The sequence below is a fragment of the Rhodococcus sp. IEGM 1341 genome, from assembly GCF_030056895.1.
In the GTDB taxonomy this organism is placed as follows: Bacteria; Actinomycetota; Actinomycetes; order Mycobacteriales; family Mycobacteriaceae; genus Rhodococcoides.
Window position 1 is genome coordinate 295,010 of sequence record NZ_JASHKV010000003.1, and the last position, 25,277, is coordinate 320,286.

Here is a 25,277-nt window from a genome sequence, read left to right on the forward strand (position 1 = left end):
ATGCTCGCTCGGTCCACCGTCGCGACGACCGTCATCGACTATCACCCGGTCTGCTCGGTTCGGTGGTCTGCAGACGTGCGGTGGCTTCGATGATCACTGCGCGCTGAGCGGGATCGGGCACGATGTCGTCGATGCTCAGCGGGCCGGTCTCGTCGGCAGTGTCGTCGGGCGCAGCCGAGAGAAGAGCGCCGATATCGAGCATCGAGGCCAATTCTGCTGCGAGCGAATCGATGTCGTCTGCGGCATCGTCGACGTCTCGGCCTTCGAGCGCGCTGAATCTACGCAGGAGCGCCAGGTATGTCTGCCGGGTTCCGGGATCGGCCAGCGCCGCTGTCGTCGTCTCGAAGAACGATGCGGGGACGGTGCCCGCGATCGCCATCACCTCGAGCAGGTCACGCTCACGGAGCAGCGCTTCTCGCTCGGTCTCCGCAGCGGCATCGATCAATGCGGCAAGTGTGTCCGCCGCATCGCGCGGCAGAGCGGTCAGTGGACGATGCTCGACGGCGTCGTCGAGCAGGACCGACAGTCGAGTGTGCTTGTGCGCCAACGCTTTCTGCTCCGATTCGATACCGGCCAGCAGAGCCCGTAGATCGGCGACCACGTTGCTCTCGTCCGCCTCGGACCGGTCGAGGGCGGCTGCTATCGCGCCGAGGGGCATTCCGGCATCGGCGAGCCAGCGGATTCTCATGAGTCGAACCACGTCGTCGATCGTGTACTCGCGATACCCGTTGGACAGACGGCGTGGCTCACCGAGCAGGCCGAGACGGTGATAGTGCCGCACTGTTCGAGGTGTCGTTCCGGCGGCGTCGGCCAGGGATCCGATTCTCATGTGTTCAGTGTGAACCGTGACGCTATGTCAAGGTCAAGATCGGCAGAGCCCTGCTCACGTGCCGCCCGGGTGCGACGCACCGAGTATTCTCGGTGGTCCGTGCGATTCGACGTGGCTTGCACTGTTCGAGGAAGAGACCGGCTGAAGATGGTCGACACCGAACGTTGGTATCGGGAGATGTTCGAGGCCAGCACGGTCGGATTGGCCCTGGCCGACGAGAACGGATTGTTGGTTCTCGCAAACGAGGCGTACGCGGCCATCGTCGGTTGTCCCCGTCACCTGTTGGCCGGCCGGTCCTCTCGCGAGTTCACTCATCCCGACGATCTGGCCCAGCATGCCGCCATGGAACAGATCATGGCCGACGCCAAGGCGCGTGGGGAATCGGTGCACGTCGAGAAGCGCTACCTGCATCCGGACGGCACGGTCCGGTGGGGATGGGTCTCGGCCAGTGAGGTCCCGGGCCCCGGGGGCATTCGGTGGACGATGGCTGTAGTGCACGACACCACCGATCGTCGGCGCGTCGAGGACGACCTTCGGCAGGCCGCGCAGACCGATGCCCTCACCGGATTGCTCAACCGGCGAGGATGGCGAGATCGGCTGCATCAGTTGACGACACCGCGCGGTGCCGATGTCGTATTGGCTCTGGCGATGCTCGACTTCGACCGGTTCAAGTCGTACAACGACAAGTACGGGCACGGACGCGGAGATCGGCTGTTGATTCGGTTCTCTGCTGCTGCCGAGGACCTGCTCGGTGGCCGCGGATCCATCGCCAGATGGGGCGGCGAGGAGTTCGCTCTGGTGATGCCCGGCGTGGGTGCGACGACCATGTCGGCCGTGCTGGCCGAGTTGTCGGCGGTCGTGCCCGACGGACAGAACTTCTCTTCCGGCTACACGACACTGCGTGCCGGGGAGTCCGTCGACGACTGCTTCGACCGCGCGGACATGTTGCTCTATCGAGCCAAACGAGACGGCGGCGCTCGTTCGTACGGTGACGCAGATGCAATCCCGCCGGAGTGACCGTCAGCTCTGGAGTCGACCGAATCCGACTACCCCGGAATCGGATTCGTAGTGCAGCGTGTGCACTCTGATCTTGCCGGCCTCGTTGCCGCCGACGGTGACGGCCTCGTCGCCGTCGACTGCGACGATCACGTTGGTGTGTTGTCCGCTGAAGCTCGTGTTGTCGTAGAGCACCACATCGCCCACTGATGGCGTGTAGTCGCCGACGGCCTCGAATCGTCCCTGCTCCTGGTAGTACTCCTGCAGGGTGTAGACGCCGGGAATGCGCCACGAACCCGAATGGGGGTTCGACAACGGCAGGCCGGCCTCCTTCATGATCCAGCTGACGAAATCGGCGCACCACGCTTCCTCGACGCCCTCGGCGTAGAACGTGCCCGGACGCTGCAGTTCGTGCTCGGTACGCAGGAGTTCGACCACCCGAGCCTGATCGGCGGTCAGCTCGCCGGTGCTCACCTCGGGGAACGCTTCGGTGTCCCACGGGAGGTACCGGCTCGGTGCCAGCCACAGAACCCCGACAGCCACCACCACGACGGCAGCTGCGCCGGCGGCCAACCACAGTGGCCGGCGTCGTCGAGTGCGCGCGGTGGTGTCGATGCTCATGCGACCACGGTAGCGCGACCTGGCACACCGCTCGGCACAATAACCGGGTGAGCACTTCCGAGAACCAGTCGCCCGTAGCCGTTCCGAAGCCCGTCGTGGACTCCGCGCGAGAGGCCTCGCGGATCACCGTACTCACCGGCGCAGGCATGTCCGCCGAGTCGGGGATCGCCACATTTCGGGATGCCCAGAGCGGATTGTGGAAGGACTTCGACCCCAGAGATCTCGCGAGCCCGGAGGGGTGGTCGGCCGACAGCGATCTGGTGTGGGGCTGGTATCGATGGCGAGCCGAATTGGTCCGACGCTCCGAGCCCAACGCCGGTCACGTGGCACTTGCGCAATGGCAGCAACGGGCGCACGTGGACATCGCCACCCAGAATGTCGACGACCTGCACGAGAGGGCCGGGGCCACGGTTCTCGCGCACGTGCACGGCAGTCTGTTCGAGCCGTACTGCAGCGACTGTGGAACACGAGCATCGTTCGACGACGGTGCGGCCGACGCCCCGGCCGAGGCCGATCAGCGAGTTCCGCCGCCGGAATGCCCGCTGTGCGGCGGGCTGATCAGGCCCGGAGCGGTATGGTTCGGCGAATCTTTGCCCGAGGCCGCGTGGGAGGCGGCCGAGCACGCGGTTCGTGAGGCCGACCTCGTTCTCGTCGTCGGTACGTCCGGAGTGGTGTACCCGTTCGCCGGGCTGCCCGCGATCGCCCGCAGCGCCGGAGCGACGGTGGTCGAGATCAACCCGGTCGAGACCGAGGTCTCGGACATGGCCGATCACCGGTGGCGCACCACGGCCGCGACGGGATTGCCGGCATTGGTTGCGCAACTCTGACTTCTGGTGGCGTGGAAAACGGTGATGCCCACTCCCAGGTCACTCGGTGGTCAATGCCTCGATCAGAGCGTTCATTGCCGATGCGGCACTGTCGGTTTCGGTGGGCCCCAGAGCGGCGAGGCTGGCGATGAGTGCTGCTATCTCGGGGGCGGTCAACCGCACTGGCCGAGGCGAGGCGACACTTGCCAGCCGAGATCCGCCGTGCACACCCGGCACCGCATCGAGGGGGACCCCGGACTCACGCAACCGGGCGAGGTCGCGTTCGACGGTGCGCACGGAGACCCCGAGCCGCTGCGCGAGTTCGGGCGAGGTCAACGGCGCAGCCGCCGACCCCAGCCACTCGACGATCCGTTGCTGACGCGCGACGCGGCGCAGGGTGAGTGCGCTGTCGAGCGACCGGGGCGCATTCTGCTTCGGCACCGTCCGAATTTTTCCCGATTCCCGACACAGCCCTGACGGGAATGGGTCCTACCGTTGTCGATATGACACCTGACAACGAATCGGTCGACAGCTTCTTCGCTCGTTATACGGGGTACCTGACCTCGGGTGATCTCGACGGTCTGGCCGAGATCTACAACTATCCGGCTCTGGCGGTCACAGCGCGGGGATGTGCGGCGATCGCCGAGCCGCAGCAGACCCGAGAGTTCTTTCGGCAGGGGCAGACCTACTATCGGTCGCGCGGAATCGAGGGTGTGCGGGCCCGCGACATCGTCACCGAGGCCGAGGTGCCGGGTATCTGGGTCGGGCATCTTCTTCTCGAGAACCTCGACTCCGACGGTTCGCCGGTGGGAACCGAGCGCAATGCCTATCAGGTGGTGACGTTGGACGACGGCACGCGTCGGATTGCGGTGACGACGCCGCTCGATGCCTAGAGCTGGGCGGAGCCGCATCGGTACTGTGGGTGAGAACGGTTTTTCTTTCTCAGGTAGGGATAACAGATGGCTTTGGGCTCCGACCGATTCTGGCGTGTACTCGGCCGATCCGCACAGAAGGCGCAGAGCACCTCGCGTCGAAGCGTCGACCGGGCCCGGGAGCACGCGGAGTGGGCAGCCGCCCTGAGCGAGAGTGAATTGGCGACCGAGGCGGCCGCGCTGCGTGTCGACGCCGCCGAGCGTCTCGACGTTCCGCGGTATCTGGCGCTGACGCGCGAGGCGAGTGAGCGTGCGCTGAAGCTACGGCCCTTCGACGTGCAGCTGCACGGTGCCGTGCGGTTGCTCGCCGGTGACGTGGTGGAAATGGCAACCGGCGAGGGCAAGACGTTGGCCGGCGCGATCGCTGCCGTCGGATACGTGTTGTCCGGACGCGCGGTGCACGTCATCTCGGTCAACGACTTTCTCGCGCAACGCGACGCGCAGTGGATGCAACCGCTGTTCGAGTCCCTCGGTATCACCGTAGGTTCCATCGGCGAGTCCTCGACTGCCCAGGAGCGGCGCACCGCCTACGCCTGCGACATCACCTATGCCTCGGTCAACGAAATTGGTTTCGATGTTCTGCGTGATCATCTGGTGAACGACCGCGACGATCTGGTCGCGCCCGTGCCGGACGTTGCCCTGATCGACGAGGCCGATTCCGTGCTGGTCGACGAGGCGCTCGTTCCGCTGGTGTTGGCCGGTTCGGTCTCCGGTGACGTCTCGACTTCGACGGTCATGGATGCAGTCCGGTTGTTGGACAAGGGCGTTCATTTCGACACCGATGCCGAAGGACGCAACGTGTTCCTCACCGACGAGGGCGCGTTGCGGATGGAGAAGGAACTGGGCGGAATCGACCTGTACTCCGAGCAGCACGTAGGGACGACGTTGGTTGCGGTCAACGTGGCCCTGCACGCCCAGGTGCTGGTCCAGCGCGACGTCGATTACATCGTTCGTGACGGACGCGTGCAGCTGATCAACGCCTCACGTGGCCGAGTGGCCGAACTGCAGCGCTGGCCGGACGGGTTGCAGGCCGCGGTCGAGATCAAGGAAGGGCTCGCCCCCACCGAGACCGGTGAGATTCTCGACACGATCACCGTGCAGGCGTTGATCAACCGGTACGCAACGGTGTGCGGTATGACCGGTACGGCCATGGCGGCGGGGGAGCAGCTTCGCACGTTCTACAGCCTCGGTGTCTCGGTCATCGCCCCCAATGTGCCGACGGTGCGCGTCGACGAGGACGACCGTGTGTACGACACGATCGAGCACAAGAACGCTGCAATTGCATTGCAGGTGAAAGAGATTCACGAGACCGGTCAGCCGATTCTCATCGGTACCCACGATGTCGCCGAGTCCGAGGCGCTGGCCGAGACGCTCACCGCCTCGGGCGTCGACGTGGTGGTACTCAACGCCAAGAACGACGCCGAGGAAGCGGCGGTCATCGCCGCGGCGGGTGTGCACGGCGCAGTGACGGTATCGACGCAGATCGCCGGGCGCGGAACCGACATCAAGCTCGGTGGTCCCGAGGGCACCGATCGCGAACGTATTGCCGAGCTCGGCGGACTGTTCGTTCTCGGTACCGGTCGCCACACCACCGAGCGTCTCGACAATCAGCTCCGCGGACGTGCAGGCAGGCAGGGAGATCCAGGGCGCTCGCTGTTCTTCGGCAGTTGGGAGGACGACGTCGTCAAGAACAACATCGGCGACAAGGATGCACCGAAGGACACCGACGAGAGCGGAATGTTCACTTCCTCGGCTGCGGCCGACCGCGTCGATCATGCACAGCGCATCGCCGAGGGTCAGATGCTCGAGATACATTCGCGTACCTGGCGTTACAACCAGCTGACGGCTCAGCACCGTGAGATCCTGGACCGCCGCCGGGCCACGTTGCTCGACACCGACGAGGCGTTGACGCTACTCGAGCAGCACGCGCCTGCGCGCTCGAAGGAGTTGCGCGAGAACGTGTCCGAGGAGACTCTGGTCGAGGTCGCCCGTCAGATCGTTCTGTACCACCTCGATCGGTCGTGGTCGGACTATCTCGCGCACCTCGCCGACGTGCGCGAGAGTATTCACCTGCGCGCACTGGGTCGGGAGAATCCGTTGGACGAGTACCACCGGATCGCTGTCGAGGCGTTCAAGACGGTGTCCTCCAAGGCGATGGATCTCTCGCACGCTACGTTCGAGTCGGCCGAGATCACCTCGGACGGAATCGATCTGGACGAAGCGGGCTTGCGACGCCCGACGTCGACCTGGACGTACATGGTGCACGACAACCCGTTCGCGTCCCGCGGAAATGCCGGTGCGGCCGGTCTGGGGCCGATCTTCGGTGGCTGACGCGCGGCGCGCGCTGGTCGCTCTCGCGTTGGGTGCGAGTGCGGTGGCCTCCGGGTGCACCGACTCGTACGGTGAATTCCCGGCAGGCAAGACGTACTCGTCGGTCGAGGCACCCGACTCCTACACGCCGGTCGCCGGAACGACGGTCAGGCTCGAGTTCGTCGACGACCGAATCTCGGCCGAGGCCGGGTGCAACAGGTTGTTCGGCACCGTGGACACCTCGCAGGGCAGGATCACCATCGACTCTCTCGGGTCGACGCGGATGGCCTGCCCGGAGGCGTTGATGGAGCAGGACCGGTGGCTGTCGGAGTTCCTGACCTCCACTCCGCGGTGGTCTCGGGACGACGGAACCATGACTTTGGACAACGGGAACGGGCGGATCGTCTTCGCCGAATTCTGATCGACTAGTGGCGGATGCGGTCCGCCGCGGTATGCCGTACTCCGTCGAGGAAGAGCTTCAGTCCGAAATCGAATCTGCTCGTCGGGTCGGGTTCTTCGAACAGCGGTGACGCGTCGGGCGTGAGGGCTCCGACGGAGTCCATCTGTAGGCGCGCCTGCTCGTCCACGGTCTGGCCCAGGATGTAGTACAGCAACGTGTCGGCGGTGAGTTCCGCGTCGCGTCGGGGCAGTCCCGCTCGAATGCACACGGCGGCAATGCGTTCGCGAATGTGGTTGGTGGTCAGCCTCGACGCGTAGGTGGCGGCCACCAATTCGGCACCGTCGCGTCGGGAGAGAAGGGCGTCGCGCAGTCGGTGGGCGATCTGCCCGATCTGTGCGTCCCACGAATCTTCGGTGGACGGCGCATCGGCACCGGAGAGTATGTGATCGGCGATGGCACCGAGCAGCGTCTGTTTGTTGGGGAAGTGCCAGTACAGCGCGCCGGGTTGCACGTGCAGCGACGTAGCGAGTCGCCGCATCGTCAGGTCTGCCAGGCCGTACTCGTCGAGAATGGCGATCGCGCCGTCCAGGACGTCCTGCCTGTTCAGTTGCACTGCTGCCCCCAAGTCGTTCGACGCATCTTCGCTTTGACAGTAGCCGAGCCCGGCGCCTAACGTGAACGCCGTTCAACTTGAACGGTGTTCAATGATGATGCCGTTCGACTACGAGGGGACCCGGAATGGACATTTTGCGCACGGCGCGTACTCAGGTGCTCGGCGACGGCATCGCGCTCGATCGATCTCAGGTTCTCGAGGTTCTCGAGCTCGGCGACGACCGTCTCGAGGAGACGATGCTGTTGGCCCACGAGGTGCGGATGAAGTGGTGCGGGCCCGAGGTCGAGGTGGAAGGAATCATCAGCCTCAAGACCGGTGGGTGTCCCGAGGATTGTCACTTCTGTTCGCAGTCCGGACTTTTCGCTTCCCCGGTTCGTGCTGCGTGGCTCGACATTCCGTCGCTGGTGGAAGCTGCGAAGCAGACCGCGAAGACCGGAGCCACGGAATTCTGCATCGTCGCGGCGGTGCGCGGCCCCGACGCTCGGCTGCTCGCGCAGGTCGCCGCCGGTATCGAAGCCATCCGGAACGAAGTCGAGATCGATATCGCGTGCTCGCTCGGCATGCTCGACCAGGACCAGGTCGATCAGCTCGCGGCGATGGGCGTGCATCGGTACAACCACAATCTCGAGACCTCTCGCTCGTATTTCCCGAACGTGGTGACCACCCATACCTGGGAGGAGCGGTGGAATACCCTGCGCATGGTGCGGGAGGCCGGCATGGAGGTGTGCTGCGGCGGAATTCTCGGTATGGGGGAGACGCTCGCGCAGCGGGCCGAATTCGCCGCCGATCTCACTGCTCTCGAACCCGACGAGGTGCCCCTGAACTTCCTCAACCCCAGGCCTGGAACGCCGTTCGGAGATCTCGATGTGCTGCCGGCATCCGATGCTCTGCGCGCCGTCGCCGCGTTTCGTCTCGCTCTGCCACGCACGATTCTGCGATTTGCAGGCGGACGGGAGATCACCCTCGGCGACCTCGGTGCCAAGCAGGGAATTCTCGGCGGGATCAATGCCGTCATCGTCGGCAACTACCTGACGACACTCGGCCGCCCGGCAGAGCAGGATCTCGATCTTCTCGGCGAGCTGCAGATGCCGATCAAAGCGCTGAACTCGACGATCTGATGGGCGTATTAGGGTGGGTCGAATGACGAGCGAGACCCACTACGACCCGTACACCGGTCGGCCTGTCGACGCCGGAGCCGAGGTGAGTGCGGGTTCGTTGTCGGTTGCCGTCCGGCTCGGTTTGGAGCCGCCGCGGTTCTGCGCAGAATGCGGTCGCCGCCTGGTGGTGCAGATAGTCCCCGACGGGTGGACGTCGCTGTGCTCGCGTCACGGCCTCGTCGATTCGGCCGCGACGGGTAGGCGCTAGGTGGTCATGTCGGACGTTCTCGAAGTGCCGCCGCGGAGCAGCACCGTTCGGGTGTTGTCGGTGGTTGTCGGAATCTCGGTGGCAGTGTCGGCTCTGGGTGGGATGCTGTGGGGATTCCTGGCACCGGCGCAGCAGTTGCTCGTGGTGGCGCAGGATCGTGGGGCGGCCCTGACCGGGGAGAGCCTGCACAGCTTCGACGGCCTCGCGATGTTCTCGTTCCTTTCCTTGGCCCTCGGTCTCGTTCTCCCGATCGGTTGGTGGCTGTGGAGGTCCGAGCGGGGTCCACGGCTGTTCGGTGCCGTCTTCGTCGGCGCACTCGTCGGCTCGGTCGCTGCAATCCTGGTGGGCAACGGGATTGCTGCTCTTCGGTTCCCGAAGGTCACCGATCCGGCGGTCGGGTCGATCGTCACCGTTGCGCCCAGTATCGAGACTCCGCAGGTGCTGATCGTTCAGGCGCTGATGGCTTCGCTGGTGATCATGCTTCTGGCGGCGATGAATCCCAACGACAATCTGCAACACACCGATCCCGATCCGGACGACCTCGATGTCGAGTTCTTCCCGCCGCCACCGTCGTTCGACTCGAATCGAGCCGACTGACAGCAGCCGTTCACGCCTGGGGCGGCCGCAATGCGGCGAACTCGTCGGTGACTCGAATGCTGTTGTCGGCAAAGCGGAACAGTGCAGGCGGTCTGCCACCGGCCTTGCCCGACGGCGCGCGCCGTCCGGTGGGTTCGATGACACCGCGCCGGCTCAGCACCCGCTGCAGATTGGTGGCATCGACCTGGTATCCGAGTGCGGCACCGTAGATCTCGCGCAGCGACGAGATCGCGAAATCGACCGGAGCCAGTGCGAATCCGATGTTGGTGTAAGACAGTTTGGCGACAAGTCGATGTCTCGCGTGCGCGACGACGGTTCCGTGATCGAACGACATGTCGGGCAGTGCCGCAACCGGGTGCCATGCGGTGTCCGAGGGAAGTGTCGGCTCGGCCGAGATCGGTACCAGGCCCAGGAAGGTCGACGCGATCCGCCGATCTCCCGGTACGCGTTCGGGTTCGCTGAAGACCGACAGCTGCTCGAGGTGCGCCACCGAGCGCACGTCGACCTTCTCGGCGAGCTGACGGCGCGCGGAGGCGGCGAGGTTCTCGTCGTCGCGCAGCGTGCCACCGGGCAGCGACCAGGTGCCGGCCTCGGGGTCGAGGGCGCGCTGCCACAGCAGCACCGCCAGTTCCGGGGCGTCGGGGTCGGAAAAGGCTCGAACTTGGAACACCGCAATGAGTACTTCGTGGACGGTGCTACGATAGGTCACGTTTTCGATCATAGGTCGAAAACTCCCTCGGAGGAAATTCGGTCACCGACGACCGGATGATCGGTGAAGGAGAACCGTCATGACCAGCAGCGCTACCCGGGTGAACATCCTGGACTCGGCATTCGCCGGAGTTCGCGACATCGTCGACGGAGCAGGTGGTTACGGGGGAGTGGAGGCAACTCCCCAGTGGGCGGCAGAGGTTCGACGGCTCGCCGATCTGCGCGGCGCGACGCTGCTCGCGCACAACTACCAGCTGCCTGCGATTCAGGACGTTGCCGACCATGTCGGCGACTCGCTCGCGCTTTCGCGGATGGCCGCCGAGGTCTCCGAGGACACGATCGTGTTCTGCGGAGTTCATTTCATGGCCGAGACGGCAAAGATCCTGAGCCCACAGAAAACGATCCTCATCCCGGACCAGCGCGCCGGCTGCTCACTGGCCGATTCCATCACCGCAGACCAGCTCCGCGAATGGAAGGCCGATTTTCCCGACGCCGTCGTCGTCTCGTACGTCAACACCACCGCCGAGATCAAAGCACTGACCGACATCTGCTGCACTTCGTCGAACGCCGTCGAGGTCGTCGAGTCGATCGATCCGGGCCGCGACATCCTGTTCCTGCCCGATCAGTTCCTCGGCGCGCACGTCAAGCGCGTGACCGGGCGCGAGAACCTGCACATCTGGGCCGGAGAATGCCATGTGCACGCCGGTATCAACGGCGACGAGTTGGCCGAGAAGTCTCGCACCCACCCCGATGCCGAGCTGTACGTGCACCCCGAATGCGGCTGCGCCACATCGGCTCTGTACCTCGCAGGCGAGGGGTTCGTACCCGCCGACAAGGTCAAGATCCTCTCCACCGGCGGCATGCTCGACGCTGCCCGCACCACCGCGTCCAAGCAGGTTCTGGTCGCCACCGAGATCGGCATGCTGCATCAGCTGCGGATGGCTGCACCCGACGTCGACTTCCTCGCCGTCAACGACCGCGCATCGTGCGGCTACATGAAGATGATCACCCCTGCTGCTCTGCTGCGCTGCCTCGTCGAGGGGCGCGACGAGGTGCACGTCGACCTCGAGACCGCGAACATCGCGAGCAAGTCGGTGCAGCGGATGATCGAGATCGGCACCCCTGGCGGCGGCGAGTGAATCCATCGGTCGCGTGGGAAACCGCGGCCGATCTCGTCGTGGTCGGCGGTGGAATTGCCGGACTCACCGCGGCTCGCACGGCGGCAGCTCGCGGCCTGCGGGTGCTTACCGTCAGCAAGGGGCGTTCCACCGACACCGCGACGCAGTACGCCCAGGGTGGGATCGCGGTCGTCGGCCCCGAACTCGAGGATTCTATCGAATCGCATGTGGCCGACACCTGCGTCGCCGGTGCCGGCCTGTGCGACGAGGACGCGGTGCGTTCCATCGTCTCCGGCGGGCGGGCGGCGATCACCTCGCTCGAAGCTGCGGGCGCTCAGTTTGACCTAGCGGCCGACGGCACCGTTGCGCGGACCCGCGAGGGTGGCCACAGCGTTCGTCGCATCGTTCATGCCGGGGGAGACGCCACCGGGGCAGAGGTGCAGCGCACGTTGGACGCGTCCGTGCCCACGGTGCAGTTCGACACCACCGCGCTGCGGGTACTGACCACCCACGGCGAGGTGGTCGGTCTGCTCGTGCGCGGGCCTCGCGGTGTCGGCGTCGTTCATTGCCCGACGGTGCTGCTCGCGACCGGCGGACTGGGACAACTCTTCTCGTGCAGCACCAACCCGTCCGGCGCGACGGCCGACGGCATCGCACTCGCCCTCGACGCCGGTGCTCGGATCGCGGATCTGGAATTCGTGCAGTTCCATCCGACGGTGCTGTTCGCCGCGGGGTCGACGGGCCGTCGCCCGTTGATCAGCGAGGCAGTGCGGGGCGAGGGAGCTCGTCTGGTCGACGTCACCGGCCGTGCCTTCATGACGGGAGTGCATCCACTCGGCGACCTCGCGCCTCGCGACGTTGTGTCCCGCGCCATCGCCGAGCTGTTGCACGAGCGCGGTGACGACCACGTGCTGCTGGATGCCCGCGCGGTGGAACGCGTCCACGAACGGTTCCCGACCGTGACCGCCTCATGCCTGCAGGCCGGCATCGATTCGGCGAAAGACCTGATTCCGGTGGCACCTGCAGCGCATTACTCCTGCGGGGGCGTGGCGACGGATACATCCGGGCGCACCTCGGTTCCCGGCTTGCTCGCCGCAGGTGAGGTGGCGCGCACCGGTTTGCACGGTGCCAACAGGTTGGCGTCGAACAGTCTGCTCGAGGGTCTCGTCGTCGGTGAGCGTGCGGCCTACGTGGCCGTCGAACGGGTCGGCCGACACGGCAGCATTTCCGATGTCGCAATGCCCACGTATTCCCGTATCGACCGCGCGGTACTGCAGCGAACCATGACCGCCGAGGTCGGCGTGGTACGAGATGCAACGGGTCTTGTTGCAGCGCAACGCGTTCTGGCGCACGGCGTGGTATCGGAACCGCCTGTGGATGCGCGCGCCGTCGAGGACGCAGCGTTGACCGCTGCGGCGGAGGTGATCGTGCTGGCCGCGGCCGAGCGCCGTGAGAGCCGAGGGTGCCATACCCGACGCGATCATCCGGAGAGCGCACCTGCGCAACGCCGAAGCCTGTTCGTCGAACGAGATCTCGACGGACGGTTGGCGATCGTGAACGACGACGTGATGACGGGAGCACGCTGACATGACCGACACCGCGAACGAGGTGAACCCGGGCGTCGATCGCGCCGAGGTACTCGCATTGATTCGGACCGCGCTCGACGAGGACCTGCGGTACGGGCCCGACATCACCACGCTGGCAACGGTTTCCGAGGATGCCGTCGCCACGGCGTCGGTGGTCTCGCGCCAGTTCGGCACGATCGCCGGGATCGACGTCGGCCTCCTGGTTCTCGACGAGGTGATCGGAGCTGACGGATACTCCGTCGTGCATCGCATCGAGGACGGATCCGAGGTCGAACCGGGACACGCCGTTCTGACGGTCGAGGCCCCGACTCGGGGTTTGCTCACTGCCGAACGCACGATGCTCAACATCGTCTGCCATCTCTCGGGGATCGCCACCGCGACGGCCGGCTGGGTCGCCGAGGTCGCAGACACCGACTGCAAGATCCGGGACAGTCGAAAGACGTTGCCGGGGTTGCGTTCGCTGCAGAAGTACGCAGTGCGCGCAGGTGGCGGCGTCAATCATCGGATGGGTCTGGGCGATGCCGCGCTGATCAAGGACAATCACGTCGCAGCGGCCGGTTCGGTCGTCGCCGCTCTGAACGCGGTGCGGGCTGCGGCTCCCGACATCGCATGCGAGGTCGAGGTCGACAGCCTCGAGCAACTCGACCAGGTGCTGGCGGAGAACGTGGAACTCGTTCTGCTGGACAACTTCGCGCTGTGGCAGACGCAGATGGCCGTGCAGCGCCGAGACAAGTTCGCGCCGCAGACGCAGCTGGAATCCTCGGGTGGCCTGACCGTCGACGTGGCACGTGACTATGCGCGCACGGGGGTCGACTTTCTTGCTGTCGGCGGTCTGACACACTCGGTGACAGTGCTCGATCTCGGCCTGGACATGTAGTCGCGCCTCGCAATGTGAGGAATTCGTTCGAAGATGGAAGTTCAGAGTGTCCGCCTCGACAGCTGGATCTGGGCGGTCCGGTTGTTCAAGACGCGGTCTGCCGCTGCTGCTGCCTGCCGCGGCGGGCACGTTCGCGTCAACGGAACACCCGCCAAGCCAGGGCATCGCATCGGCCCCGACGACGAGATCAGGCTTCGAGCCGACGGGCTCGAGAAGATCGTCGTCGTGGTGCGGGCCATCAGCAAACGCGTCGGCGCAGCGGTCGTACCCGAGTGCTTGATCGATCGAAGTCCGCCGCCGCCCCCGAAGGAAGTACTGGCTTCCGTGCCGAGACGCGATCGAGGGGCAGGCAGGCCCACCAAGCGCGATCGTCGTGAGATCGACCGACTGCGGGGCCTGGGCCTCTAGTGCACCCGACTCCTTTCAGTTACCTTCGGTAACGACAAGTAGTTCGTACGCGCAAGGAGGTGTGGAATGGACTCCGTCCTGTGGACTCCACGTTTCGCCGCCGTGTATTTTCTGGCAGCAGCGTTGCTGCTCATTCTGTTCGTGGCGATCGACGCTTCCCTCGTCATCGCTGCACCGCTTCTGTTGATGTCGGTGGGACTCGGGGTAGCTGTTCTGATTCACAATCGGAAGCGCCACCCGGTTCGCTGAGGCACGTCAGCGCGGGTGCGGGCAGGGCTGTGCCCTGAGACTGGTGTGGGTCGTCAGGCGGGTTGTCGTGGTTCCTCGTCGCCGGTGTCGTCGTGTTGGTCGGGTGGACAGAGGACTTCTTCGGGGTGGTGTGCGTGATTGATCAGCCCGCGGCGCTTTGGGTCCATCCCGGCTGGTGGATGCCACAGGGTCCGGCCTGGGTAGCGATGTGTTGCTGTGGTTTTGGTGGTTGCCCACTTTCCTGGTCCGGTGCCGACGAGTGCGTGGTGCATGTCGCAGCCGAAGGTCAACCCGTCGATGTCGGTGGTGCCACCGTCGATCCAGTCGGTGAGGTGGTGGGCTTGGCACCAGGTTGCGGGGCGGGTGCAGGACGGGAAGCTGCAACCGCGGTCTCGGGCGATGAGCACGATGCGTTGGTCTGCGGAGGCGATGCGTTTCGATCGACCCAGGTACAGGGCTCTGCCGTCGTCGTCGAAGATCGTCAGGTAGTGGTGGGCATGGGAGGCCATGCGGATCGCGTCGCGGATCGACACTCGTGATCCGGTGGCGGTCTTCGCGTAACCGCAGCCGGCTTCGAGATCTTTCAGGCTCATGGTGACGATGGCGGTGACGGGCAGGCCTCGGTGTGTGCCGAGGGTTCCGGATGCCATTACCTGCCGGAGTGCCAGTTTCAGGGCGTCGTGACGACGTTCGTTCTGGGTGCGGGGATCGCGTGCGGCGGCCGCGTCCCGCGTTGCTGTCTTGTCCGCGGCAGGATCGTCGACACCAGTGTCGCTGTCGTCGTCGCCGGTGTCAGGCGTGTCACCTGACTCAGTGCCGCAACCACAGTCGGCACCCTCGCCGCATTCGCCCTCACCGTCACAGCCGGTGTTGTCCCACAACCGTGCATCATTGGACGTCGACTCGGGCTGCGGCGCAGTGGCACTGCCGTCCCCTTCGGTCTCGTCGTGGACGATCGATGTCGGGTCTGCGGGGTTGTTCACTCCCGGTTTCGCGGCTTTGGAGAACAGGGCCTCGAGGTAGGCGCGTAGTTCGGGGTCGACGCAGAATTTTCCTTCCGACATCCCGTCGACCCCTTGCTCGCCGAGGTAGAAGAACGCATCCCTCCGCTTCCGTGGCTTCGGCGGGTTTCCGTCGTCATCGTCATCGTCATCATCGTGGTCGCCGTCCGGGTTCACCATCGCGTCCAGGCACGCCACCACCGGCGCGAAATCGTCCGGCCGCAATTTCACTGCCTGTTCCACCAACTGTCGTTCGGCGAGATCGCGGGTCTGCGGATCGATACTCGAGGGCAGATGGCGGAAGAATTCGCGGATCATCTGCACATGCTTGGCATCGAGCAACCCCGCCCGCAGTGCTTGCGCTGTCCGCGGCAGCAACGGGGCCAGTACTTCTCCGGAGAACGCAGTCCGGTCACCCAATTCCGCGGCCAGACGGACTCGTGCTCCTGCTGCTCGAGGGGTGATCCGCAGCATCCACGCCACCGAGGACGGGACCGAGCCCGGATACACGTCGAGGCCATGCTGAGAAATCAACTCGTTCAGCCAGGTGTACGAGTACGCGGTCAGCGACCGTGTCAGCATCTCCATGCGTTGGATCACCGCACGCCGATCCGGGTTCGACCACGCGACCGACGCCTGCCCCGCCAACTCGGCAACCGCGAACTCGACCCGCTCCACCAGCACCGACAACTCGGGATCGGACACGTCAAGGGCAGGCGGCACCGTATCGATGTCGTCCACCCCTGATCCGCCGTCCCCCGAAAGCATGAACAGAATCTATCGCGACCCACCGACAAACTTTCGAACACAGGTTCGTCCAGGATTCGGGCCGGCGCGAGGGTGCAGATTCAGCGACGCTTCCCGCTGCGTCGGGCGTTCGTTTTCGTCTTGGCAACGGGGCGAGCAGGTTTGGAGGGGTGCGCTTTCTTCTTCTTGACCGGTGCCTCGTCCGATGCACCGCGTGAGCTGCGGGTCGAGCGGCCGCGGACGATGCCGATGAATTCCTCGATGCGGTCGTCCTCGCGTTCGGCGACCCAGGCCAGTGCGATCTGCGACTGCTCGACGTCGGTCACCGGGCGGTAGACGAGGTCCTTACGGGCGTTGAAACGCGCCACCGAGTGCGGCACGATCGCCACCCCCAACCCGGCGGCCACGTACTCGAACGTCTCCGCGGCGGAGTTCATCGGCGGAAGTTCCGGGCGATTGCCGGTCATGAGTTCGGTTGCCACAGCTGCCCATTCGGGCACCGTCGCGGGGTCGGCGAGCAGATGTTCGTCGGCGAGGTCGGTGGCGGTGACCGAATCGAATGCGGCGACTGCGTGGTCCTTCGGTACCACCACGACCTGCACTTCTTGGTAGAGACCGATTGCGTTGAGGCCTTCGCGATCGATCGGCGGACGAACGAAGCTCACATCGACCGTGCCGTCGTGCAAGGCCGCCACCTGTGTCTCCGGGGTTGTCGCCACCACGGAGAGAGTGACATCGGGAAACCTATCGGCCCAGATGCGTGTCCACTTGGTGAGCGTGACTCCCTCGGCGTACCCGATGGTGAAGGTCGTCGGCTCGGCTGCAGCAACCTGCGCGAGTTCCGACAGCCGGTCGTCCTCGGCTATCGCCGCCAGCGCCCGCTCCAGTAGATCGCGGCCGTCCGCGGTGAGCTCGGTGGGCGAGGCACCCGGTACGAACAGGTCGACGCCGAGCTGCTCCTCCAGTTCCACGACCGTCTTGCTCAATCGGATTCGAGAAATTCCCAGCGACTGAGCAGCGCGCGCGAAATGCAGTTGCTGCGCCACGGCCGCATACCAGCGCAGTGTCTGCACATCGATGTTCACGGTGTCGACCCTATGGGACGACGCGGGCCGCGAGCGACCGTGGCGTCGAGAGCGCTCATGGCCGGATAAGCTGTTCCGGTGAGCCCGGAGAACAAGCAGCAGACCATGAAGCCATTGACCGCGGCGAACAAGCTCGGCATCTATCTTCCCGCAGCACCCGAAGAATTCCAGAATTCGATGGTCAGCAGGTCCGAACTGGACGCGTTGCGCAGCGATCCGCCTCAGTGGTTGACCGACTTGCAGACCAACGGACCCTTCCCGCGCGACGTCATCGCGAAGAAGCTCGGCGTGTCCATCGCAGGACTGGCCCGCGGCGGTGTCACCGAAGCGTTGACCAGTGATGCCATCGACGAGCTCGTCGCCAGCCCGCCGCAGTGGCTCGTCCGGGAGCGGCGCACCCAGATTCAGGTGCGCAAGGATGCCGAACGCATCAAGGAGAAGCAAGAAGCACGTCGTACCGCCGGTAATCGGCCGACAAAGCTCCGCAACCTCTAGCGGGAGACCACCCCGTCGAGGTAACGCCAGCGGCCGTCCACTCGGACGAAGCGGCTCACCTCGGTCATCGAGCCCGCCCCATCGGGATGCTTGTACCGAGCTCGGAATTCGACGGTTCCTGCGTCGTCGAACAATCCACCGGCGTCGGTTGCCAGAATGTCGAGTCGATACCACCGCTGATCGGGGTCCAATTCCAGCTCGGACGGTGCGGTGTCGGAATGCCACGATCTGCGGAGGTAGTCCACGTCTGCGACGGCGAACGCGGTGAATCGCGAACGCATCAGTGTCTCCGCCGTCGGTGCGTTCGCTACTCCGAGCAGATACGGCTCGCAGCATGCGTCGAACGTGTCACCGCTCGAACACGGACACCGCCGACTCACTCCGCTGCTTCCACTTCGGGATCACCTGGTCGTTCCGCAGGCTCCACTCCTACTGTGTAAGTGCCCAGTTCGTGCTCGTCTCGCTTGCCGACGTCCTGGATCCACGTGTTGGCCTCGAGGAGTGTGTCGAACAGTCCCAGTGGGATCGGGTCGCCGCCGAGTGCGTTCTTCATGATCACGCGGTATTTCCTCACGGAGTCACGCGCCGGACGGTCGCGAGAAACGTCGCAGCGGCGAAGAACATCCCGGCGAACGTGCGATTCATCGCTTTCTGCTGGCGCTGCGACTTCATCAGCCGCAGCACCCGAGATGCCAGGGATGTGTATCCGGTCATCACCAGCATGTCGACTGCCACCATCGTGGCCGCGATCGCCAGGTACTGGGCCAGTAGGGGCCGAGCCGGGTCGAGGAACTGGGGGAGCACTGCGACCATGAAGACGACCGCCTTCGGGTTGCTCGCGTTGACAAGGAATCCTCGGGCGAGCATCGTCGTTCCTCGATCGGCCACTGCGGGAGCGTCGGCGACATCGGTGGGTGCCGCACGCCACTGGCGAACGCCCAGATAGACCAGGTAGGCGACACCGAACCATTTGATGGCGGTGAAGGCCAGCGCGGAGTTCGCCAGAACAGCTCCGAGCCCGACGGCGACGATGCCGATCTGCAGGAGCAACCCGATCTGCAACCCGAAGATGTTCCAGTATCCGCGGCGTAGGCCGTAGCGAAGCCCGGTGGACATCGACGCGATGGCACCGGCACCGGGGGAGAGACTGATGACGATGCTCGCGCCGAGGAATGCGAGCCACACTGACCAGGACATGCGTTCATTGAACTACGCCCGTCAACTCCGATTCCGCCCGGCCGCGGGTGTCGAACGCAGCGCGACGGGGTAGACCTCCCGAATGGCAGACATCAGATCCATCGACACAGGACCGCAGCAAGTTTCCAAGCAGACCGAGGTTCGAGCGCCTGCGGCCGAATTGTTCGCGATCGTGGCCGATCCGCGCCGCCATGGCGAACTCGACGGGTCCGGAACCGTCAAGGACACCGTCAAAGGTCCCGATCGTCTCAGTAGCGGTGCCACATTCTCGGTCGGCATGAAGCAGTACGGCGTGCCGTACAAGATCACCAGCACCGTCACCGAGTTCGTCGACGCGGACAAGCACAAGGTCGTCGAGTGGCAGCATCCGCTGGGGCACAGCTGGCGCTGGGAGTTCGAGGAGAAGCAGCCGGGACTGACGACGGTCACCGAGAGCTTCAAGTACGGAACGGCGAAGTCCCCGAAGATGCTGGAACTGTTCAAGATGCCGCAGAAGAACGCCCAGGGCATCAAGAGCACGCTGCACAACCTGGCTGCCCGCTACGCCTGACCTGCATCTATTCTGACCGGCATGCCGATCGATCCCGACACCAAGAACTGGACCTGGGTACTCGAACGAGCGTGCCCGGATTGCGGGTTCGACTCCAGTGCCGTCGTATACGACGACATCCCGGACCTGATTCGCGCCGACGTCGAGCGTTGGGAAGCGGTTCTGCGGCGCAAAGACGTTGCACTGCGACCCGACGACTCGACGTGGTCCGACCTCGAGTACGCCGCGCACGTACGTGACGCGCACCGCGTCTTCCGTACCCGGCTGGCGCTGGTGCTGACCGAGGACGATCCCGAGTTCGCGAACTGGGACCAGGACGCCACTGCGCTGGCGGACGACTACAATTCCCAGGATCCCGCGACAGTGGCGTCGGAACTCGGTGACGCCGCGCGCGCCCTCGCCGACGATTTCGCCGCCGTTCTGCCCGAGAGTCGGCATCGGACCGGCCGGCGCAGCGACGGATCGAACTTCTCGGTCGAATCACTGGCCGCCTACTACATTCACGACCCCATCCATCATCTGTGGGACGTGCGGGGCTGAGCGGAATTCGGTGGAACTATCCTGGGTGTTCGAACCACACTGTTACGACCGAACCCCGGCACCGAACCGACTTCACGAAGGGGCCCACTATGCCTGCCCGCATCGAGCTCGCCCGCGTCGATCTACGCGGACGAACTCCATCCACTGCCGAACTACGCGGCGCACTTCCCCGAGGCGGAGTGGATGTCGATTCGGTGCTGCATCAGGTTCGCCCTGTCGTCGACGCGGTCAAGGAGCGCGGTACCGACGCGGCCCTTGAGTTCAGCGAGAAGTTCGACGGAGTCCGACCGGACCGCGTTCGCGTCCCGCAGGAAGAACTGGTCAAGGCCCTCGCAGAGCTCGACTCCGATGTTCGCGCTGCCCTTGAGGTCGCCATCGAACGGACCCGCCTGGTGCACTCGGATCAGCGCAGAACCGACCACACCACCCAGGTGGTACCCGGCGGCACCGTGACCGAACGCTGGATCCCCGTCGATCGCGTCGGCCTGTACGTGCCCGGCGGCAACGCTGTGTACCCGTCGTCGGTCGTGATGAACGTGGTGCCCGCGCAGATCGCAGGCGTCGGATCTCTGGTGGTGGCGTCTCCGCCGCAGAAGAACTTCGGCGGACTGCCGCACCCGACGATCTTGGCTGCGGCGCAGCTGCTCGGCGTCGACGAGGTCTGGGCGGTCGGCGGTGGCCAGGGTGTCGCGCTGCTCACCTACGGAGGAGTCGACACCGACGGCGGCGAGTTGGCACCGGTCGATCTGATCACCGGTCCGGGCAACATCTACGTCACGGCGGCCAAGCGGCTGTGTCGCTCGCTCATCGGAATCGACTCCGAGGCAGGACCGACCGAGATCGCGATTCTCGCCGACGCCACCGCGGACCCTATTCACGTGGCAGCGGACCTCATCAGCCAGGCCGAACACGACGTCATGGCGGCCAGCGTGTTGGTCACCGACAGTATCGAACTGGCCGATGCCGTGGACGAGGCCGTCAACGCACAGATGGCGTCCACCCGGCATGCAGAACGCGTGGCCACCGCACTGAACGGCAGCCAGTCCGGCATCGTGTTGGTCGACGACGTCACGCAGGGCTTGGCCGTGGTCAACGCCTACGCGGCCGAGCACCTCGAGATCCAGACGAAGGACGCGTCCGACGTCGCAGCCCGGGTGCGCAGCGCCGGTGCCGTGTTCGTCGGAGCGTGGTCTCCGGTGAGCCTCGGTGACTACTGCGCCGGTTCCAACCACGTACTCCCGACGGCCGGCTGCGCGCGCCACTCGTCCGGCCTGAGTGTGCAGACGTTCCTGCGCGGCATCCACGTGGTGGACTACAGCGAAGCTGCACTCAAAGATGTTGCTGCACATGTCATTGCGCTGGCCAATGCCGAGGATCTTCCGGCTCACGGAGAAGCGGTGCGGCTGCGTTTCGAAGGGCTGCGTACCGGTGATCCATCATGACCGATGCTCTGGGACAAGCGGTCTCGTTGGACGACCTCCCGCTGCGTGAGGCACTGATCGGCAAGTCGCCGTACGGTGCGCCGCAGCTGACCGTGCCGGTTCAGTTGAACACCAACGAAAATCCGCACCCGCCGACGCAGGCGTTGATCGACGATGTGGCGGACTCCGTTCGGCTCGCCGCCGGGCAGCTGCACCGCTACCCGGATCGCGATGCCGACGAATTGCGGGCCGACCTCGCTCGCTACCTCACCGAGCAGACCGGCTTCGCTGTCGACACCGCCAACGTGTGGGCGGCCAACGGGTCCAACGAAATTCTGCAGCAGTTGCTGCAGGCGTTCGGGGGACCGGATCGCACCGCGCTGGGCTTCGTGCCGTCGTACTCGATGCACCCGATCATCTCCTCCGGGACGCAGACCGAATGGATTCCGGCGAAGCGTCGGGCAGATTTCTCTCTCGACGTCGACTATGCAGTGCAGGCGATCGAGGAACGAAAGCCCGACGTCGTGTTCGTCACCAGCCCCAACAATCCGACGGGCCACAGCATCGACGAGGCGGATCTGCGCCGAATCCTCGACGCCGCACCGGGAATCGTGGTGGTCGACGAGGCCTATGCGGAATTCTCCTCTGCGCCCAGCGCGATCGGGTTGATCGAGAGCTACCCCAGCAAGATCGTGGTCAGCCGAACCATGAGCAAGGCGTTTGCGTTCGCCGGCGGTCGGCTGGGATATCTGGTGGCTGCCCCGGCCGTCGTCGACGCAATGCTGTTGGTGCGCTTGCCCTATCACCTCTCGGTCGTCACGCAGGCAGCTGCGCGGGCGGCCCTGCGGCACGCCTCGGACACTCTCGGGAGCGTGGCCGAACTTTCCGCCGAACGAGATCGGGTGGCAGCGGCTCTGGGCCACCAGGGGTACGACGTGGTGCCGTCCGACGCCAATTTCCTGCTCTTCGGCCGGTTCTCCGATGCGGCCGCGACCTGGCAGCGGTACCTGGACGAAGGCGTGCTGATCCGGGACGTCGGAATTTCCGGGTATCTTCGCGTCACCATCGGACTGGCGCACGAGAACGACCGATTCCTCACCGTCAGCGCAGCACTCGCATCGACCGAAACAGCAGAGGCACCGAAGTGACAACACCCGCTCCCCGCATCGCAAAGATCGAGCGAACCACCAAGGAATCCGACATCTCGGTCGAGCTGAACCTCGACGGCACCGGCATTGTCGATATCTCCACCGGCGTTCCGTTCTACGACCACATGCTCACCGCGCTCGGCACCCATGCTCGTTTCGACCTGACAGTGCGCGCGAAGGGCGACATCGAGATCGAGGCGCACCACACCGTCGAGGACACCGCGATCGTCCTCGGCCAGGCGCTCGGTCAGGCCCTCGGCGACAAGGCGGGCATCACCCGGTTCGGCGACTCGTTCATTCCGATGGACGAGACGCTCGTGCACGCGGCCGTCGACGTGTCCGGTCGTCCGTACTGCGTACACACCGGTGAGCCCGACTACATGGTGCACTCCGTCATCGGCGGCTATCCAGGCGTTCCGTATTCCACGGTGATCAACAAGCACGTGTTCGAGACGCTGGCCTCGAACGCTCGGATCGCACTGCACGTTCGGGTGATCTACGGCCGTGATCAGCACCACATCACCGAAGCCGAGTTCAAGGCCGTGGCTCGTGCACTGCGTCAGGCAACCGAGTACGACCCTCGCGTGACCGGCGTGCTGTCCACCAAGGGAAGTCTGTGATCGGTCGATCGGCGCTCGTGCGTTGAGTGGCCTGAGCTCCATCCGCGGTCTTCCGGCCGCGATGGCCATGGGCGCGGCTTCCTTCGGCGGCTGGGGGTTGCTGCTCCCGGTGGTTCCCCTCGCTGTGTCCCAGTCGGGGGCATCGGACGCGGTGGCCGCTGCCAGCACCGCGATCTTCATGGCCACGACGGTGATCACTCAGCTTTTCGTGCCGCGCATGCTGATGCGAGTCGGCCACCGCGCGGTTCTGGCCGCCGGGTGTCTGCTCCTCGGGCTGCCTGCACTGCTGTTCATCGTCTCGGTCGAGGCCGTACCGGCGCTGGCGGTGTCCGCCCTGCGGGGCACCGGTTTCGGATTGTTGACGGTCGCCGGTGCCGCCATAGTCGCCGAACTCGCTCCGACAGCGCTGCTCGGCCGGGCGACGGGCGCGCAGGGGATCGCCGTCGCCTTGGCTCAGATGGTCACGCTGCCACTGGGTCTGGTGATCTTCGCGGCGAGTCCGACGGCCGTGTTCGTCCTCGGTGCTCTGGTGCCCGCAGCCGGCCTGATCGGAGTGGCGCTGTTGCCGCCGACCCGGCCCGCACCGCAGCCGCCGAGGATCGAGCGGGTTCGCCTCGACGTACGTCAATTCCTGGTGCCGTGTCTCGTCGTGGCCTCGGTGTCCGCGGCATACGGGGGAATCACCAGTCTGTTGCCGATCGCCGAATCGAACCGAGCCGCGATGATCGGACTCGCACTGGCCGTTGTCAGCGCCGCGATGCTCGTCGGGCGATACGTCGCAGGCTCGGTGGCGGATCGAATCGGAATCGGACGCTCCGTGTTTCCGGCGCTGGTGTCCGCGGCGATCGGGATCGCACTCTTCGCAATTGCCGCGCTCGGCAACATGCCCGCGGCGCTGTTCTTCGTCGCAGCCGTCCTGTTCGGAATCGGATACGGCGCATGCCAGAACGACAGTCTCGTGATGGCGTTCGACGCAGCCGGCCCCGCGCGATTCAGCAGCGCGAGCGCCGTCTGGAACATCAGCTTCGACGCGGGTACCGGGGCGGGCGCCCTCGCCCTCGGCGTCCTGGCGACAAGTGTGGGGTACACCGCTGGATTCACAGCCGCCGCTGCCACGGTGGTCGTCGTCGCGGCGGTGGCGCTCATCGCGAGACCACGCCCCGATAGACTTCCCACATGACTTCTGTGGTGTTGCTCGATTACGGCTCGGGCAATCTGCATTCGGCGAAGAGGGCTCTCGCCCGGGTCGGTGCCGATGTGACCGTGACCTCGGACTTCGACGAGGCTCTGAACGCAGAAGCGTTGGTCGTTCCCGGTGTCGGTGCGTTCGCCGCCTGCATGGAAGGTCTGTTGGCGGTGAAGGGCGACCGCATCATCGGCCGTCGCCTGGCCGGCGGACGTCCCGTGCTCGGCATCTGCGTCGGAATGCAGATCCTGTTCGACCGCGGCGTCGAGTTCGGTGTAGAGGCGAACGGTTGCGGGGAGTGGCCGGGAACGGTGGAGCGTTTGCAGGCCGAGGTGCTGCCCCACATGGGATGGAACACCGTCGAGGCACCCGAGAAGAGCGTGCTGTTCGACGGCATCGATCCCGAGACCCGGTTCTACTTCGTCCATTCCTACGCCGCGCAGCAGTGGGAGCTCGAACTCAGCGACACCATCGCTGCCCCGTTGCTCACCTGGGCCGATCACGGCGGCCGGTTTCTCGCTGCAGTGGAGAACGGTGCGCTCTCGGCCACTCAGTTCCACCCGGAGAAGTCCGGTGACGCCGGGGCCGCGCTGCTGGAGAACTGGGTCCGATCGGTGTGAGCGAGCGCGAGTTCTCACTCGGGCGCTTGGCCTTTCGAGCACTCGGTGCAGCCGTGATCGTGCTCGCCCTCGCGACGGCACTGATCGCGGTGCTGCAGCCGAGCGCCGGGGTGGGTCTGGTCATCGCGTTGGCCGGTGTGGTCGGCGCGATCGCGGCCATGGGCGTGGTGTCCACCCGCATGACGCGCAAGGAACTCCGGTAGCACCACAGTCGACCCGTTTTGAGTTCACACACGCTCGGCCCGTAGCATA

At 65.4% G+C, this 25,277-nt stretch carries 32 protein-coding genes; 22 read left to right on the forward strand and 10 right to left on the reverse strand.

All coding sequences use genetic code 11. The features are described from left to right. Positions 1-31: 31 nt before the first annotated feature. Complete coding sequence (locus tag QM615_RS10790; protein ID WP_068051886.1) at positions 32-829, reverse strand: MerR family transcriptional regulator; 798 nt, start codon at positions 827-829, stop codon at positions 32-34. Positions 830-976: 147 nt separating this feature from the next. Here QM615_RS10790 and QM615_RS10795 point away from each other — a divergent pair, with 147 nt between their 5' ends. Continuing rightward, the gene (locus QM615_RS10795) at positions 977-1,846 is read left to right on the forward strand and encodes a GGDEF domain-containing protein (RefSeq protein ID WP_188078654.1); all 870 of its coding nucleotides are present in this window, start codon (positions 977-979) and stop codon (positions 1,844-1,846) included. Positions 1,847-1,849: 3 nt separating this feature from the next. Here the strand turns inward: QM615_RS10795 and QM615_RS10800 are convergent, their stop codons facing one another. Next, positions 1,850-2,446 carry a CHAP domain-containing protein gene (locus QM615_RS10800; RefSeq protein ID WP_149406112.1) on the reverse strand — a complete coding sequence of 199 codons (597 nt, stop codon included), beginning with the start codon at positions 2,444-2,446 and terminating at the stop codon, positions 1,850-1,852. A 47-nt stretch (positions 2,447-2,493) separates the two neighbouring features. Between QM615_RS10800 and QM615_RS10805 the strand changes: the two genes are divergently transcribed. Further along, on the forward strand, positions 2,494-3,273 hold the full coding sequence (locus QM615_RS10805; RefSeq protein ID WP_094640109.1) for an SIR2 family NAD-dependent protein deacylase: 780 nt from the start codon (positions 2,494-2,496) through the stop codon (positions 3,271-3,273). A 39-nt stretch (positions 3,274-3,312) separates the two neighbouring features. Here the strand turns inward: QM615_RS10805 and QM615_RS10810 are convergent, their stop codons facing one another. Further along, a complete protein-coding gene (locus tag QM615_RS10810; RefSeq protein ID WP_231893909.1) occupies positions 3,313-3,693 on the reverse strand; it encodes a helix-turn-helix transcriptional regulator in 381 nt (126 codons plus the stop codon). A 62-nt stretch (positions 3,694-3,755) separates the two neighbouring features. Here QM615_RS10810 and QM615_RS10815 point away from each other — a divergent pair, with 62 nt between their 5' ends. From QM615_RS10815 to QM615_RS10825, 3 genes are all read left to right on the forward strand, one after another. After that, positions 3,756-4,145 (forward strand): DUF6841 family protein, encoded by a 390-nt coding sequence (locus QM615_RS10815; protein WP_094640108.1) that lies wholly within the window; start codon positions 3,756-3,758, stop codon positions 4,143-4,145. Positions 4,146-4,211: 66 nt separating this feature from the next. After that, on the forward strand, positions 4,212-6,515 hold the full coding sequence (secA2, locus tag QM615_RS10820) for an accessory Sec system translocase SecA2 (RefSeq protein WP_149406111.1): 2,304 nt from the start codon (positions 4,212-4,214) through the stop codon (positions 6,513-6,515). Further along, positions 6,508-6,915: an META domain-containing protein gene (locus QM615_RS10825; protein WP_068052689.1), complete on the forward strand. Its 408-nt coding sequence runs from the start codon at positions 6,508-6,510 to the stop codon at positions 6,913-6,915. Before secA2 ends, QM615_RS10825 begins: the two co-directional genes overlap by 8 nt. 4 nt (positions 6,916-6,919) lie before the next feature. Here the strand turns inward: QM615_RS10825 and QM615_RS10830 are convergent, their stop codons facing one another. Further along, positions 6,920-7,507, reverse strand: a complete 588-nt coding sequence (locus tag QM615_RS10830) for a TetR/AcrR family transcriptional regulator C-terminal domain-containing protein (RefSeq protein WP_149406110.1) — start codon at positions 7,505-7,507, stop codon at positions 6,920-6,922. A gap of 125 nt (positions 7,508-7,632) precedes the next feature. Between QM615_RS10830 and bioB the strand changes: the two genes are divergently transcribed. The 3 genes from bioB to QM615_RS10845 are packed head-to-tail and all read left to right on the forward strand — an operon-like array spanning position 7,633 to position 9,469. Then, positions 7,633-8,625 carry a biotin synthase BioB gene (gene bioB / locus QM615_RS10835; protein WP_068052684.1) on the forward strand — a complete coding sequence of 331 codons (993 nt, stop codon included), beginning with the start codon at positions 7,633-7,635 and terminating at the stop codon, positions 8,623-8,625. Between the two features lie 22 nt (positions 8,626-8,647). Further along, entirely contained in the window at positions 8,648-8,872 is a 225-nt protein-coding gene (gene bsaP, locus QM615_RS10840; protein ID WP_149406109.1) for a biotin synthase auxiliary protein BsaP, read from the forward strand. A gap of 6 nt (positions 8,873-8,878) precedes the next feature. Continuing rightward, positions 8,879-9,469 (forward strand): DUF2567 domain-containing protein, encoded by a 591-nt coding sequence (locus QM615_RS10845; protein ID WP_262498363.1) that lies wholly within the window; start codon positions 8,879-8,881, stop codon positions 9,467-9,469. A 10-nt stretch (positions 9,470-9,479) separates the two neighbouring features. Here QM615_RS10845 and QM615_RS10850 read toward each other — a convergent pair whose 3' ends face one another. Further along, entirely contained in the window at positions 9,480-10,190 is a 711-nt protein-coding gene (locus QM615_RS10850) for an NUDIX hydrolase (protein WP_176460262.1), read from the reverse strand. Between the two features lie 67 nt (positions 10,191-10,257). Between QM615_RS10850 and nadA the strand changes: the two genes are divergently transcribed. From nadA to QM615_RS10875, 5 genes are all read left to right on the forward strand, one after another. After that, on the forward strand, positions 10,258-11,316 hold the full coding sequence (gene nadA / locus QM615_RS10855) for a quinolinate synthase NadA (protein ID WP_262498362.1): 1,059 nt from the start codon (positions 10,258-10,260) through the stop codon (positions 11,314-11,316). Further along, positions 11,313-12,881, forward strand: coding sequence for an L-aspartate oxidase (locus tag QM615_RS10860; protein WP_149406107.1), 1,569 nt, complete (start codon positions 11,313-11,315; stop codon positions 12,879-12,881). Before nadA ends, QM615_RS10860 begins: the two co-directional genes overlap by 4 nt. A gap of 1 nt (position 12,882) precedes the next feature. Continuing rightward, positions 12,883-13,758, forward strand: a complete 876-nt coding sequence (gene nadC, locus QM615_RS10865) for a carboxylating nicotinate-nucleotide diphosphorylase (protein ID WP_149406106.1) — start codon at positions 12,883-12,885, stop codon at positions 13,756-13,758. 33 nt (positions 13,759-13,791) lie between these two features. Beyond that, positions 13,792-14,166 (forward strand): RNA-binding S4 domain-containing protein, encoded by a 375-nt coding sequence (locus QM615_RS10870; RefSeq protein WP_149406105.1) that lies wholly within the window; start codon positions 13,792-13,794, stop codon positions 14,164-14,166. 66 nt (positions 14,167-14,232) lie between these two features. Further along, entirely contained in the window at positions 14,233-14,415 is a 183-nt protein-coding gene (locus QM615_RS10875) for a hypothetical protein (protein WP_149406104.1), read from the forward strand. A gap of 53 nt (positions 14,416-14,468) precedes the next feature. Here the strand turns inward: QM615_RS10875 and QM615_RS10880 are convergent, their stop codons facing one another. Both QM615_RS10880 and QM615_RS10885 read right to left on the reverse strand, forming a co-directional pair. Further along, a complete protein-coding gene (locus tag QM615_RS10880; RefSeq protein ID WP_149406103.1) occupies positions 14,469-16,184 on the reverse strand; it encodes an HNH endonuclease signature motif containing protein in 1,716 nt (571 codons plus the stop codon). Between the two features lie 80 nt (positions 16,185-16,264). Beyond that, positions 16,265-17,248 carry a LysR family transcriptional regulator gene (locus tag QM615_RS10885; protein WP_149406102.1) on the reverse strand — a complete coding sequence of 328 codons (984 nt, stop codon included), beginning with the start codon at positions 17,246-17,248 and terminating at the stop codon, positions 16,265-16,267. Positions 17,249-17,326: 78 nt separating this feature from the next. Between QM615_RS10885 and QM615_RS10890 the strand changes: the two genes are divergently transcribed. Continuing rightward, complete coding sequence (locus QM615_RS10890; protein WP_149406101.1) at positions 17,327-17,743, forward strand: DUF5997 family protein; 417 nt, start codon at positions 17,327-17,329, stop codon at positions 17,741-17,743. Here QM615_RS10890 and QM615_RS10895 read toward each other — a convergent pair. Genes QM615_RS10895 through rhtB form a run of 3 tightly spaced genes read right to left on the reverse strand, consistent with a single transcriptional unit; the run spans position 17,740 to position 18,940 of the window. Next, the gene (locus QM615_RS10895) at positions 17,740-18,123 is read right to left on the reverse strand and encodes a YchJ family protein (RefSeq protein WP_149406100.1); all 384 of its coding nucleotides are present in this window, start codon (positions 18,121-18,123) and stop codon (positions 17,740-17,742) included. The two genes, QM615_RS10890 and QM615_RS10895, sit on opposite strands and share 4 nt — an antisense overlap. Next, positions 18,120-18,302 carry a hypothetical protein gene (locus QM615_RS10900; RefSeq protein WP_149406099.1) on the reverse strand — a complete coding sequence of 61 codons (183 nt, stop codon included), beginning with the start codon at positions 18,300-18,302 and terminating at the stop codon, positions 18,120-18,122. Before QM615_RS10900 ends, QM615_RS10895 begins: the two co-directional genes overlap by 4 nt. 11 nt (positions 18,303-18,313) lie before the next feature. Further along, positions 18,314-18,940, reverse strand: coding sequence for a homoserine/homoserine lactone efflux protein (gene rhtB, locus QM615_RS10905; RefSeq protein ID WP_149406098.1), 627 nt, complete (start codon positions 18,938-18,940; stop codon positions 18,314-18,316). An 82-nt stretch (positions 18,941-19,022) separates the two neighbouring features. On the opposite strand from rhtB, the gene QM615_RS10910 reads away from it, so the two are divergent. From QM615_RS10910 to QM615_RS10945, 8 genes are all read left to right on the forward strand, one after another. Continuing rightward, entirely contained in the window at positions 19,023-19,490 is a 468-nt protein-coding gene (locus QM615_RS10910) for an SRPBCC family protein (RefSeq protein ID WP_149406097.1), read from the forward strand. Positions 19,491-19,511: 21 nt separating this feature from the next. Next, positions 19,512-20,030, forward strand: coding sequence for a DinB family protein (locus tag QM615_RS10915; protein ID WP_149406096.1), 519 nt, complete (start codon positions 19,512-19,514; stop codon positions 20,028-20,030). Between the two features lie 89 nt (positions 20,031-20,119). Beyond that, positions 20,120-21,472, forward strand: coding sequence for a histidinol dehydrogenase (hisD, locus tag QM615_RS10920; protein WP_149406095.1), 1,353 nt, complete (start codon positions 20,120-20,122; stop codon positions 21,470-21,472). Beyond that, positions 21,469-22,599, forward strand: coding sequence for a histidinol-phosphate transaminase (locus QM615_RS10925; RefSeq protein WP_149406094.1), 1,131 nt, complete (start codon positions 21,469-21,471; stop codon positions 22,597-22,599). The genes hisD and QM615_RS10925 overlap by 4 nt, the downstream gene beginning before the upstream one ends. Further along, positions 22,596-23,219, forward strand: coding sequence for an imidazoleglycerol-phosphate dehydratase HisB (gene hisB, locus QM615_RS10930; RefSeq protein ID WP_032394340.1), 624 nt, complete (start codon positions 22,596-22,598; stop codon positions 23,217-23,219). Before QM615_RS10925 ends, hisB begins: the two co-directional genes overlap by 4 nt. Before the next feature lie 61 nt (positions 23,220-23,280). Continuing rightward, the gene (locus tag QM615_RS10935; protein WP_149406342.1) at positions 23,281-24,399 is read left to right on the forward strand and encodes an MFS transporter; all 1,119 of its coding nucleotides are present in this window, start codon (positions 23,281-23,283) and stop codon (positions 24,397-24,399) included. Then, entirely contained in the window at positions 24,396-25,025 is a 630-nt protein-coding gene (gene hisH / locus QM615_RS10940) for an imidazole glycerol phosphate synthase subunit HisH (protein ID WP_094688504.1), read from the forward strand. Before QM615_RS10935 ends, hisH begins: the two co-directional genes overlap by 4 nt. Beyond that, the gene (locus QM615_RS10945; RefSeq protein WP_094669887.1) at positions 25,022-25,228 is read left to right on the forward strand and encodes a hypothetical protein; all 207 of its coding nucleotides are present in this window, start codon (positions 25,022-25,024) and stop codon (positions 25,226-25,228) included. Before hisH ends, QM615_RS10945 begins: the two co-directional genes overlap by 4 nt. Positions 25,229-25,277: the final 49 nt, after the last annotated feature.